Consider the following 12456-nt stretch of genomic DNA (forward strand, 5'->3'; position numbering starts at 1 on the left):
TCCCCCCGGCTGCCCCCCCCGGCCCCCCCCCCCCCCTCACCCGGGGCCGCCCCCGCCGGGCTTTTTTCAGTGCGGTTTGCGCGGATCGTGCGGCTTGGGGCGGTCGTCGTCGCCGGGGGCCGCGGCGGGCCGGGGGTGGTCCTGGGCCGGGGGCGGCCCCGGCCGGTCCTCCACCGCGGCGGCCCCGGCCGGGGTGTCCGCGGAGCCGTTCACGGTGCTGCCGCCGGTGCCCGAGGCGTGCGCGCCGACCGGACCGGTGGCGGTGCTTCCCGGCGGCTCGACCAGCCATTCCGGGTTGCTGCGGTGCCGCCACCACTGCCAGGCGACCAGGCCGCTGCCGATCGCGACCACGCCGGCCACGGCCAGGCCGGTGGCCCAGCCGCTCCGGCAGGACCGCCGGGCGTTGCGGGCCGCGAGGTCGCCGATCTCGGCCGAGGTGACGTTGCCGCGCATCGCCGTCAGGGCGGCCGCGCCGCGCATCTGGGCCTCCTGCGCCACCGGGACGACGGCGGCGCGGGCCTCCTCGACGGCGTGCACGACCTTGGGGGCGACGGTGGAGCGGGCCTGGTCGGCGGCCCGGGCGGCGGACAGGCGGGCGGCCAGCGCCTTCTCCTGGGCCCGGTGCAGCGCCTTGAGGGCGTTCTGCTGGGCTTCCGGTGGCAGGCTGGCGAAGGCGTGACCGACCTGGGGGGCGATGTGCCGGTCGTACTGGACGCGCGCCGTGTGGGCGGCCTGGGAGGCCTGCTGCCGGGCGTTGTCCGCGAAGTTGCCGGCCGTCTCACGGGCCGAGTCCAAACGGGTCACGAGAGTCTCTCCTCCTGGTGGCGTCCTATATGCACTTATCCACCTGAATGCTGATCATGCATCCGTATTTGTCCGACGGCATGCCGGAGTGGGCCGTACGCGGGGCGCCGGTGCGGCCGGCCCGCGCGTGCCGCGGACGCGGGCGCCGTGCGGGGCCGGGGGTGCGTGGGCCGGTCGGGCGCGGGCAGGGCCGCAGTAGGCTGGCGGTTCCGGCGGGTTCCCGTCGGGAGCGCGTACGTGTCGTCGCAGCAAGTCGTGGCAGAAGGGGATAGCCGATGCTCCCGGACGAGCCCAGGCCGCCGATCGACCCGACTCCGGGGCCCGGGGGCGGGCACGGGCCGGCCCGTTGTTACCGGCACCCCGAGCAGGAGACCGGCGTCGGCTGTTCGCGGTGCGGCCGGCCGATCTGCCCGCAGTGCATGGTGAACGCCTCGGTGGGCTTCCACTGCCCCGAGTGCGTCCAGGAGGGCGGCCGGCAGGTCAGGCGGGCGACCACCCGCTTCGGCGGGCGCCCGGCGGGCGGTGACCCCCTGGTCACCAAGGCGCTGATCGGCATCAACCTGGTGGTGTTCGTCCTGGCCGCCTACGTGCTCACGCCGTGGCTGGCCTACGACCTCGAGCTGCGCAGCTTCGCCCCCGACCCGTCGTACCCCTTCACCAACGGCGTCGCCGAGGGGCCGGGCCAGTGGTACCGGCTGCTGACCGCCGTGTTCCTGCACACCGCGCCCTGGCACATCGCCACCAACATGCTGGTGCTCTGGGTGCTGGGTCCGCAGCTGGAGGCCGCCCTGGGGCGGATCCGGTTCCTCGCGCTCTACCTGCTCTCCGGGCTGGCCGGCAGCGCCTTCGCGTTCCTGGTGGCGGGCGGCTCGATGCGCTCGCTGGGCGCATCGGGCGCGGTCTTCGGCCTGCTGGGCGCGACCGTGGTGCTCTACCGCCGGCTCCGGGCCCCGCTCGGGCCGATCGTCGCGCTGCTGGTGTTCAACCTGATCGTCACCTTCTCGGTGCAGGGCATCGACTGGCGGGCCCATCTCGGCGGGCTGGTCGCCGGGATGCTGACCGCGGCCGGCCTGATGTACGCCCCGCGGGAGCGCCGGGGGCTGGTGCAGGGGCTGACGCTGGCGGGGGTGGCCGGCCTGGTGCTGGTGATGCTGCTGGCCGGGATGGCCGCCTACGGCGGGTGATCCGGCCGAGCCGGACGGTGCGCGCGCGGGTACGGGGAGCGGACGGTTGTCCACAGCGGGTGCGGGGTTGTGCACAGGCGGTGCCGGTCGATGTGTGCGAACGCCTGCTCTACGCGCGTCCCGCTGTAGGGATCGGGCATTCGGGGAGGGGCGTGCGGCGGTGTGGAAAGCGCCCCCGGCGCAAGTTATCCACAGGCCTGCGGGACTTTTCCCCAGTGTGGATAACCATGTGGATAAACACGACAAGCGGATAACCGTAGATCCCGGAACTCCGCCCGGCCGTTCGGGCGCACCACGAAGCCGCCCCGGGGACGGACCGTACCGGGGCGGCGGTGGAGGAACTCAGGGCCGGGGCCCGAACGTCATTTCCACTGGGTGGAGACGCCGAAGCCCGCCGCGATGAAGCCGAAGCCCACCAGGATGTTCCAGTTCCGCCAGCTCTCGACGGGCCAGCTGCCGCTCGTCACGTAGTAGGTGACGATCCAGACCAGACCGATCAGGAACAGCGCCAGCATCAAGGGGGCAACCCAGCCGCGGCCCGAACTGATCTTCACCGTCGCCGTGGTCGGCGGCGTGTAGTCGGACTTCTTGCGGAGTCGGGACTTCGGCACGAGGAGCTCTCCTGTCGATGCGCTGTGACCGCGCAGGGGTTCACGGTGGTGTGGCGGCGTCCGTTAGCGTAGTGGCTCGGCGGGTCCGAAGGAGATAAGGGTACGGTGCCTAATTTGTCGATTCCCCCTCGGCCCGTCCGTACCCGCGCCTCCGGCACCCGAATTGTCGGACGTGCCCTGACCTGCGCCGTCTTCGCGCTCGCCGGACTGCTCTTCTACATCAGCGCGCAGACCGCCCGCGGTACCGATCTGCGCACCGACAACTCGCTGCTCAGCCTCTCCGACGTGATACGTCAGCGCAGCGCCCAGAACCAGCAGTCCCAGGCCCAGCTCGCCGACCTCCAGGACCGCTCCCAGCGGCTCACCGAGCAGCAGGGCGGCAGCCCGGCCGACGCCGCCCGGCTGACCGCCCTGGAACAGGCCGCCGCGCTGGAGCCGCTCCAGGGCCCCGGTCTCACCGTCACCCTCAACGACGCCCCGCCGAACGCGACCTCGCGCGTCCCCGGGGTGCGCGAGCCGGACGTCAACGACCTGGTCATCCACCAGCAGGACATCCAGGCCGTCGTCAACGCGCTCTGGCGCGGCGGCGCCGAGGGCGTCCAGGTGATGGACCAGCGGCTGATCTCCACCAGCGCCGTCCGCTGCGTCGGCAACACCCTGCTGCTCCAGGGCCGGGTCTACTCCCCGCCCTACGTGGTCAGGGCGGTCGGGCGGACCGACGCGCTGCGCGCCGCCGTCGACGCGGACCCCTCGATCCGCACCTACCAGAAGTACGTGCAGGCCTACGGCCTGGGCTGGAAGCTGCAGGAGAGCGGCGACCTCGCCCTGCCCGGGTACTCGGGCACGGCGGACCTCCGCTCGGCCACCGGCCAGTAGCGGTCCGGTGCACCGGACCGCTCCCGTGGGCCGGGTCTACTCTTGACCCCAGTCCAATACGTCGAGGGAGCACCATGTACGGCTGGATCTGGCGTCATCTGCCGGGGAACGTCCTGGTCAAGGCCGCGATCTCGGTCCTGCTCGTGCTGGGACTGGTCTACCTCCTCTTCACCTACGTCTTCCCGTGGGCGGAACCGCTGCTCCCCTTCGGTGACGTCACAGTGGACGGGAACGGCGACGGCGCCGTCGGCTGACCCGACGACCCGCCCCGTCCCGTTCCGGACCCCGCACCCCTCGGAGAACGCGCGCCCATGACCTCCCGGCCCACCCAGCCCCGCATCCTGGTCGTCGACAACTACGACAGCTTCGTCTTCAACCTGGTCCAGTACCTCTACCAGCTCGGCGCCACCTGCGAGGTGGTCCGCAACGACGAGGTGACCGTCGAGCACGCGGTGCGCCGCGACGGCGACCGGGGCTTCGACGGGGTGCTGCTCTCCCCCGGCCCGGGCGCCCCCGAGGAGGCCGGCGTCTGCATCGAGATGGTGCACCACTGCGCGCGGGCCGGTCTGCCGGTGTTCGGCGTCTGCCTGGGGCTCCAGTCGATCGCGGTGGCCTACGGCGCGGTGGTCGGCCGGGCGCCGGAGCTGCTGCACGGCAAGACCTCGCTGGTCGAGCACGAGGACGGCGGCGTGTTCGCGGGCCTGCCCTCGCCGCTCACCGCGACCCGGTACCACTCGCTGGCGGTCGATCCGGCCACCGTGCCGGACGAACTGGTGGTCACCGCGCGCACCGGCAGCGGTGTCGTCATGGGGCTGCGCCACCGGGACCTCGCGGTGGAGGGCGTGCAGTTCCACCCGGAGTCGGTGCTCACCGAGGGAGGTCACCGGATGCTCGCCAACTGGCTGGCCGAGTGCGGTGACCCCCTGGCCGTCGACCGGTCGGCCGGGCTCGCCCCGGTGATCGGCCGGGGCTGAGCGGCGTGACCGCGGTGCGTCCGGAGGGGCGATACCAGCCGGGGGCGGACCCGGAGGGCGGTGACGCGTACCGCGCCGGGGGGCAGTACGGGCAGCAGCACGAGCCGTACGGGCAGCAGCAGGACCCGTACGGGCAGCACCTCCAGGGGGTCCCGTACCAGCAGGCCCCGCAGCAGTACCCGCAGGCCGGTGCGGGCGCGTACCCGCAGCAGGGCGCCCACCCGCAGCAGGAGCAGTACGGCCAGTACGGCCGGCAGCAGCCCCAGCCCTCCCAGCAGGGCCAGTACGTGCAGCAGGGCCAGTACGCGCAGCAGCCCCAGCAGGGCCAGTACCAGTCGTACGACCCGTACCAGGCCGGGCCGGACCACCGGGGCCGGGGCGCGAACGCCGGCGCGGACCCGGCCTGGCCGGCGCAGTCCGGGGCCGAGGACGGCTGGGGCGTCTACGAGCCCGCGCCGCCCCTCGTGCCGGAGCCGGCCGGGGCGGTGCCCCAGGAGCCGGAGCCGGCCGGGGCGGTGCTCGCCGCTGCGGAGACGGTCACCATGGCCGCCGTGGCCGGTGAACAGCTGCCGCCCGCCCCGGGCGGCCGGGCCGAGCGCCGTCGTGCCGCGCAGGGCCGCGGCCGGCGCCGCGCGGGCGGCCGGGCCGCGGCCGGTCCCCCGGTCAAGGAGTCGGCGGCGGTGGTCTTCGCCCGGTTCCTCGGGGAGCTGTGCATCACCCTCGGCCTGGTGATGCTGCTCTTCGTCTCCTACCAGCTCTGGTGGACCAACGTGCAGGCCGACGCGGCCGCCGACGGTGCCCGCAACCAGCTGGAGCAGCAGTTCGACGCGGGACCGGCCCAGGGCGCCCCGGCGCCCGGACAGCCGGCACCGGACCCGGCCAAGCCGGAGACCTTCGAGCCCGGCAAGGGCTTCGCGATCATCCACCTGCCGAAGCTCGGCCAGAAGTTCCCGATCGCCGAGGGCACCGCCAAGGCGCCCGTGCTGGACAAGGGCCTGGTCGGGCACTACTCCGGTACCGGCATGCCGGCCGACAAGGCGGGCAACTTCGCGCTGGCCGCGCACCGCAACACGCACGGCGAGCCGTTCCGCAGGATCAACCAGCTCGGCAAGGGCGACAAGATCGTGGTGGAGACCGCGACCGCGTACTACACCTACGAGGTCACCGGGGGCATCCCGGAGACGCCGCCGTCCAACGTGAGCGTGATCAGGCCGGTCCCGAACGGCGCCGGGTTCAGCGGTCCGGGCCGGTACATCACGCTGACCACGTGCACCCCGGAGTTCAGCTCCAAGGCGCGCCTGATCGTGTTTGGCAAGATGATCGAGGAAAGGCCGCGCAGCCAGGGCAAGCCGGCCGCCCTCGCGGGGGGCTGACCGCGGGCGGGCGACGACAGAGGGAGAGACGTGACCCAGGGGACCGAGCCCGCGGCCGAGGAGGCCGCTCCGTCGTCCGAGCCGGGGCCCGGCGGCGGACCCCGGCGACGCCGCGGGCGGGGCGGCCGGGCACTGGCCGTGCTGGGTGTCGTCGGCGAGCTGCTGATCACCCTGGGGCTGGTGCTGGGCCTGTTCGTCAGCTACTCGCTGTGGTGGACCGACGTGCTGGCGGACCGTTCCGCCTCGGCGGCCTCGGACCAGCTGCGCGAGTCCTGGGCGGCCGGTGCCCCGGCCGCTCCCCCGTCCGGTGGCCCGTCGGCCGGGCCGGCCGCGGCCGCCGCCACCGGGCCGGTCTACGCGGCGGGTGACGGGATCGGCTTCCTGCACGTCCCGGCGATGGGCCGGGACAACCAGGTGATGATCCGGATGGGCACCGACACGGCGACCCTGGCCGAGGGCGTGGCCGGGGTGTACGAGCAGCCGTACCGCTCGGCGATGCCCTGGGACGAGTCCGGCAACTTCGCGCTGGCCGCGCACCGGGACGGGCACGGGGCGAAGTTCCACGATCTCGACGCCGTCGGCAAGGGCGACGCGATCGTGGTCGAGACCCGCGACAAGTGGTACGTCTACCGGGTCGACAGCACCCTGCCGGAGACGTCGAAGTACGACACCGGCATCGTCGCCCCGGTGCCGAAGGGCTCCGGCTACACCGGTCCCGGCCGGTACATCACGCTGACCACCTGCACGCCGGTCTACACCTCGCGCTACCGGATGGCGGTCTGGGGGAGTCTGGTGCGGGTGGACGACATGGACGCCGCGCGCACTCCGCCCGCGGAGCTGCGGCAGCGCTGAGGCCCGCGCGAAGGCCCCCGGGGACGCGCCCCGGGGGCCTTCGCGCGTCCCGGGGCACCCGCGGTCGGGTCCGGGAGCGGGCGCCGAGGGCCCGGCGGCGGGCCACGGCGGCCCGGCGGCGGGCCACCGGCGGTCCGGGGGGCGGGGACGGGCGCCAGGGCCCGCCGCGGCCCTCCGGCGCCCCCGTACGGGCCCGTACGGCCCCGGGAGCCGCGCCCGGAGCCCGCCAGGGCCTCGAGGGGGCCGGAACGCGGCCGCAGGCCCCGGTGTACGCCCGAGGGCCCGTCGACGCGGTGTCGACGGGCCCTCGGGCGTTCTGCCAGGAACAACTCAGCCGGTCGGTCCGGCCCCGGGGGGCTCAGAACCAGGGGAACCAGGGCTTAGTTGTTGGGTCCCCCTTTGGTGTTGCTGGGGGTGGGGAGGCCGGGGATCCCGGGGAGGGTCGGTGTGTCGCCCCCTTTGGGCGGATCCACCGCCTTGGTCATCAGCCCGACCGAGGTGTTCGGGTCCACCTGGGTCCCGGCCTGCGGGTTGGAGGCGATCACCGTGGCGTTGGGGTCCTGCGGGCCCTGGACGACGGTGTACTGCAGGCCCATCCCCTGGAGGGTCTTGATGGCGTCCTTGAGCTGGACGTTCTGCAGCGGCGGGACGGAGACCTTGTCCGGCGCCTTGAAGATGGTCAGCGTGATCTTGGTGTTGGCCGGCTGCTTGCCGCCGGCCGGGTTCTGCGAGGCGACCGTGTTGACCTTGGCGGGCTCGTTGGTCGTCTGGGTCTTCGAGGAGTCCACCTGGAAGCCGGCGCCGGTCAGCGCGGCCTCGGCGGCCTCCTTCTGCTGGCCGACCACGCTCGGCACGTTGATCTTGGCCTTGCCCTGCGACACGGTCAGCTTGACCGGGGCGGTCGGGTCGGCGCCGCCGCTGGCCGGGTCCTGCGAGAGCACCTGGTCCAGCGGGGCGTTGTCGTCGTCCTTGTAGTCGGTCGTCACATTGGTGAAGCCGGCGTCGGCGAGCGCCTTGACCGCCTGCTCCTTGGACTTGCCGACCACGCTGGGAACGGCGCTCTTGGCCGGGCCCGAGGACAGCTGCACCGTGATCGTGGCGGCCTCGGCGACCTGGTTGCCGGCCGTCGGGTTCTGCGTGCAGACCTGGTCCTTCTTCACGTTGGTGTCCGGGCAGGCGATCTTGTCGCCCTCGGTGAGCACCAGCTTCGGACCGGCCTGGGCGACGAGTGCCTTGGCCTCGGCCAGGGTCTTGCCGACGAGGCCCGGAGCCGCGATCTTCACGGCCTCCTTCTTCTCGTCGCCCTTCTTGTTGCCGAACATCGCCTGGGCGACGAAGAAGGTGCCCACCAGGACCAGCACGGCGGCGACCGCCAGCACGATCCAGGAGGTGTTGCTCTTCTTCGGCGGCTCCTCGGCACGCCGGCCGCCCCGGCCGTAGCCGTCGTCGTAGCCGTCGTTGCCGCCGGCCCCGGGGGCACCGGCGTAGGTCTGGCCGTAACCGTCGTCGTAACCGGGCTGGGGCTGGGCGGCGTAGCCGGCCGGAGCGGCCTGCGGCAGGACGGTGGTCGGACCGCCGGGGACCTGCTGCGGCAGCAGGTTGGTCTGGCCGTACGGGTCGTGCTGCGGGTAGCCGTTCTGGTCGTAGCCGTACCCGGCCGCGCCCATGCCGTACGCGGCGGCCTGCTGGGCGGCGGCCACCGGCAGGCCGTCGAGGAAGCGCTCGATGTCGTCGCGCATCTCGTCGGCGCTCTGGTAGCGGTAGTCGCGGTCCTTGGCGAGCGCCTTGAGCACGATCGCGTCGACCTCGGGGCGCACCTCGGGGTCGAAGACGGACGGCGGCTGCGCCTCTTCCCGGACGTGCTGGTAGGCGACCGCGACGGGGGAGTCGCCGACGAACGGCGGGCGCACCGTGAGCAGCTCGTAGAGCAGGCAGCCGGTGGAGTAGAGGTCGGAGCGGGCGTCCACCTGCTCGCCCTTGGCCTGCTCCGGGGAGAGGTACTGGGCGGTGCCGATGACGGCGGAGGTCTGCGTCATCGTCATGCCGGCGTCGCCCATCGCCCGGGCGATGCCGAAGTCCATCACCTTGACGTTGCCCTGGCGGGTGAGCATGACGTTGGCGGGCTTGATGTCGCGGTGCACGATGCCGGCCCGGTGGGAGTACTCCAGGGCCTGGAGGATGCCGATGGTCATCTCCAGCGCGCGCTCCGGCAGCAGCCGGCGGCCGGAGTGCAGCAGCTCCCGCAGCGTGGACCCCTCGACGTACTCCATCACGATGTACGGGATGGAGATGCCGTCGATGTAGTCCTCGCCGGTGTCGTACACGGCGACGATCGCGGGGTGGTTCAGCGACGCCGCGGACTGTGCCTCGCGGCGGAACCGGGCTTGGAAGGACGGATCGCGGGCCATGTCGGCCCGGAGCGTCTTCACGGCGACGGAGCGGCCGAGCCTGGTGTCATGGCCGAGGTACACCTCGGCCATGCCGCCGCGCCCGAGGACGCCGCCGAGCTCGTACCTGCCGCCGAGGCGACGAGGCTCTTCCATAGTTGCGACCCTCTCCCTCACCCGCCGGTGAGGTTGTGACGTAGGTGTCCCCGCACGCTCCCTGTGACGCCGTCCGGGCCCCGGATGGTTCTGCGGTCAGGACCGGTTCGGCACCGCACGGACGGCAACGGGTACACCCGCTGCTGCGGACACGCTACCGGTCGGACCGTACCGGACCCGAGTCGGCCGCAGGCCGATATCAGACCGGTATCCGGACCGGGGGTGCCGATCGTGACATTTCCCTCACCCGCCGCCGGCTCCCCCGGTGGCCCCTGTCACTTGCCGAGGACGGCCTGCATCACGGACTTCGCGATCGGGGCGGCCAGCCGGCCGCCGCTGATGCCGTCGCGGTTGTTGGAGCCGTCCTCGACGACCACCGCGACCGCGACCGTGCGGCCGTCGGAGGCCTTGGCGTAGGAGGTGAACCAGGCGAACGGCAGACCCGCGTTGCCCTCGCCGTGCTGGGCGGTGCCGGTCTTGCCGCCGACCGTGACGCCCGGGATCTTGGCGTTCTTGCCGGTGCCGTTCTCGACCACCGAGACCATCAGGTCCTGCATCTTCTGCGCGGTGGCCGGGCTGATCGGCTGCGAGAACTGCTTCTCGCTGTGCTTGGAGATGGTGGTCAGCGAGGCGGAGCGCTCCTCGGCGACCAGGTACGGCTGCATCAGCGAGCCGTTGTTGGCGATCGCCGCGGAGACCATCGCCATCTGCAGCGGGGTGGCCTGGGTGTCGTGCTGGCCGATCGAGTCCTGGGCGGTGCCGTCCGGGGTGGAGTTGGACGGGTAGACGCTCTTCTCGGACCGGACCGGGGTGTCCACGGTGCTGTTGAAGCCGAACTTCTCGGCCTGCACCCGCATCTTGTCCTTGCCGAGGTCGGCGCCGATCTTGGCGAACACCGTGTTGCAGGACTGGTCCATGCCGGACTTGATGGTGGCGTTGCCGCACTGCTCCCGGTCGGACTCGTTCTTCAGCACGAAGTTGGTGCCGGGCAGGGTGTACGGGTCCGGGGTCGCGGTCTGGTCGTCGATGTTCTGGTAGAGGCCGTTCTCGAACGCCGCCGAGGCCGTGACCAGCTTGAACGTCGAGCCGGGGGGGTAGGTCTCGCGCAGCGCCCGGTTGAGCATCGGCTTGTTGGGGTCGGCGTTGAGGTCGGTCCAGGCCTTGGAGTCGGTGGACTCGTTGCCCGCGAAGCTCGCCGGGTCGTAGGACGGGGTGGAGACCAGGGCCAGGATCGCGCCGGTCTTCGGGTCGAGCGCGACGACCGCGCCCTTCTTGTTGCCGAGCCCCTCGAAGGCCGCCTTCTGGGCCTTGGAGTTGATCGTGGTGACGACGTCGCCGCCGCGCTTCTGCTCCCCGGTCAGCATGTCCAGGGTGTTGCGGAAGAACAGCCGGTCGTCGCTGCCGGAGAGGACGCCGTCCTCGAGCTGCTCCAGCTGGCTGGCCCCGAAGGCCTGCGAGGAGTAGCCGGTGACCGGGGCGTACATCTGCGGGTCGGTCCAGGACCGCTTGTACTTGTAGCGCAGGCCGTCCACGAAGGTGGACTGGGTGATCGGCTGGCCGTCGACGATGATGTTGCCGCGCGGGTAGGCGTAGCGGTCGTAGACCTGCCGCTTGTTGTACTTGTTGCTCGCCCAGGCGTCGGCCTGCACGCCCTGGACCCAGTTGGTGCGCACCATGAGGGCCAGGATCAGCACGAGGCAGAAGATCGAGACCCGGCGGATCGGCTTGTTCACGAGGCGGTGACCCCCTGGATCTCGGGTGTGGGGGTGTGTTCCACCCCGGGGCGGCGGGCGTTGTCGCTGATCTTCAGCAGGATCGCGACCAGCGCCCAGTTGGCGACCACCGAGGATCCGCCCTGGGCGAGGAACGGCATGGTCATACCGGTCAGCGGGATCAGGCCGGTGACACCGCCGGCGACCACGAACACCTGCAGCGCCATCGCGGAGGAGAGCCCGACCGCGAACAGCTTGCCGAAGGGGTCGCGGGCGGCGACCGCGGTGCGCAGACCGCGCTGGATCAGCAGGGCGTAGAGCACGAAGATCGCCATCATGCCGGTGAGGCCGAGCTCCTCGCCGAAGGAGCCGAGGATGAAGTCGCTCTTGGCGGCGAAGTCGATCAGCCAGGAGCGGCCCTGACCGAGGCCGGAGCCGGTCACCCCGCCCGAGCCGAGCGCCATCAGCGACTGGCCGATCTGCTCGGTGGACCCCGGCGGCGGCTTCGGGGCGAAGGCGGCCATCGGGTCGAGCCAGGCGTCGATGCGGGTCTTGACGTGGCTGGCGGTGGAGGCCACCGCGACCGCGCCGCCGATCGACATCAGCAGGCCGACCACGATCCAGCTGGTCCGCTCGGTGGCGACGTAGAGCATCACCACGAAGAGGCCGAAGTACAGGAAGGACGAGCCGAGGTCGTTCTCGAAGATCAGGATCAGCAGGCTGAGCAGCCAGATCACGATGATCGGGCCGAGGTCCCGGCCGCGCGGCAGGTACAGGCCCATGAAGCGGCGGCTGGCCAGCGCCAGGGCGTCGCGCTTGACCATCAGGTAGCCGGCGAAGAACACCGTCAGAATGATCTTGGCGAACTCGCCGGGCTGGATCGAGAAGGCGCCCATCCGGATCCAGATCTTGGCGCCGAGGTCCTCCTTGCGCTCCGGGAAGAACGCCGGGGCGGCGAGCAGCACCAGGGCCACCGCCATCGAGATGTAGGTGTAGCGCTGCAGGACCCGGTGGTCCTTCAGGAAGACCATCACCACGATGAAGAACGCGATGCCCAGGCCCGACCACATCAGCTGGTTGGAGGCGGCCGGGAAGTTGTTGTGCAGCAGCGGCCCGGCCTTGTCCAGCCGCCAGATCATCACCACGCCGAGCCCGTTCAGCAGGGTGGCGATCGGCAGCATCAGCGGGTCCGCGTACGGGGCGAACCTGCGCATCAGCAGGTGCGCGATCAGGGCGAGCGCACCCATGCCCAGGCCGTAGCCGAGCATCCCGGCGGGCAGCTTGTCGTCCATCGCCAGGCCCACGTTGGCGTAGGCCAGGACCGGCAGCAGCACCGCGAACGCCAGCATCGCCAGCTCGGTGTTGCGCCGGTTCGGCGTCGCCTGCGGCGAGATGGTGGTGTTGCGGCGGCGCCGCGAGGACGCGCGGTCGGCCGGAACGCCGGCGGACCGGCTGTTCGGGTCGCTGCTCACATCGAAGGTACTCATGCTCCCGCCCCGCTCCGCTCGGCAGGGGCGTTCGCCCGCA

11 protein-coding genes are annotated in these 12456 nt (G+C 72.2%); 6 read left to right on the forward strand and 5 right to left on the reverse strand.

Annotated elements, in window-relative coordinates:
• Window positions 1–66: 66 nt before the first annotated feature.
• Window positions 67–804, reverse strand: a complete 738-nt coding sequence (locus ACIPYS_RS22565; protein WP_400748714.1) for a DUF5324 family protein — start codon at window positions 802–804, stop codon at window positions 67–69.
• A 275-nt stretch (window positions 805–1079) separates the two neighbouring features.
• Between ACIPYS_RS22565 and ACIPYS_RS22570 the strand changes: the two genes are divergently transcribed.
• On the forward strand, window positions 1080–1988 hold the full coding sequence (locus ACIPYS_RS22570) for a rhomboid family intramembrane serine protease (protein WP_093861221.1): 909 nt from the start codon (window positions 1080–1082) through the stop codon (window positions 1986–1988).
• A gap of 362 nt (window positions 1989–2350) precedes the next feature.
• On the opposite strand, the gene crgA is transcribed toward ACIPYS_RS22570, so the two are convergent.
• Window positions 2351–2599, reverse strand: coding sequence for a cell division protein CrgA (gene crgA, locus ACIPYS_RS22575; protein ID WP_030392407.1), 249 nt, complete (start codon window positions 2597–2599; stop codon window positions 2351–2353).
• Between the two features lie 120 nt (window positions 2600–2719).
• On the opposite strand from crgA, the gene ACIPYS_RS22580 reads away from it, so the two are divergent.
• The 5 genes from ACIPYS_RS22580 (at window position 2720) to ACIPYS_RS22600 (ending at window position 6674) form a co-directional block, all read left to right on the forward strand.
• Window positions 2720–3475 (forward strand): DUF881 domain-containing protein, encoded by a 756-nt coding sequence (locus ACIPYS_RS22580; RefSeq protein WP_093864990.1) that lies wholly within the window; start codon window positions 2720–2722, stop codon window positions 3473–3475.
• 74 nt (window positions 3476–3549) lie between these two features.
• On the forward strand, window positions 3550–3729 hold the full coding sequence (locus tag ACIPYS_RS22585) for a hypothetical protein (RefSeq protein WP_093861222.1): 180 nt from the start codon (window positions 3550–3552) through the stop codon (window positions 3727–3729).
• Between the two features lie 57 nt (window positions 3730–3786).
• Window positions 3787–4449, forward strand: a complete 663-nt coding sequence (locus tag ACIPYS_RS22590) for an aminodeoxychorismate/anthranilate synthase component II (RefSeq protein ID WP_093861223.1) — start codon at window positions 3787–3789, stop codon at window positions 4447–4449.
• Between the two features lie 5 nt (window positions 4450–4454).
• Window positions 4455–5822, forward strand: coding sequence for a class E sortase (locus tag ACIPYS_RS22595; RefSeq protein WP_400748720.1), 1368 nt, complete (start codon window positions 4455–4457; stop codon window positions 5820–5822).
• Between the two features lie 30 nt (window positions 5823–5852).
• Complete coding sequence (locus ACIPYS_RS22600) at window positions 5853–6674, forward strand: class E sortase (RefSeq protein WP_093861224.1); 822 nt, start codon at window positions 5853–5855, stop codon at window positions 6672–6674.
• A 380-nt stretch (window positions 6675–7054) separates the two neighbouring features.
• Here the strand turns inward: ACIPYS_RS22600 and pknB are convergent, their stop codons facing one another.
• From pknB to ACIPYS_RS22615, 3 genes are all read right to left on the reverse strand, one after another.
• Window positions 7055–9217 (reverse strand): Stk1 family PASTA domain-containing Ser/Thr kinase, encoded by a 2163-nt coding sequence (pknB, locus tag ACIPYS_RS22605; RefSeq protein WP_093861225.1) that lies wholly within the window; start codon window positions 9215–9217, stop codon window positions 7055–7057.
• Between the two features lie 275 nt (window positions 9218–9492).
• Complete coding sequence (locus ACIPYS_RS22610) at window positions 9493–10950, reverse strand: penicillin-binding protein 2 (RefSeq protein ID WP_093861226.1); 1458 nt, start codon at window positions 10948–10950, stop codon at window positions 9493–9495.
• Complete coding sequence (locus ACIPYS_RS22615; RefSeq protein ID WP_093861227.1) at window positions 10947–12416, reverse strand: FtsW/RodA/SpoVE family cell cycle protein; 1470 nt, start codon at window positions 12414–12416, stop codon at window positions 10947–10949. The genes ACIPYS_RS22610 and ACIPYS_RS22615 overlap by 4 nt, the downstream gene beginning before the upstream one ends.
• Between the last annotated feature and the right edge of the window lie 40 nt (window positions 12417–12456).

The sequence above is a fragment of the Kitasatospora sp. NPDC089913 genome (assembly GCF_044748625.1).
Lineage (GTDB): Bacteria > Actinomycetota > Actinomycetes > Streptomycetales > Streptomycetaceae > Kitasatospora.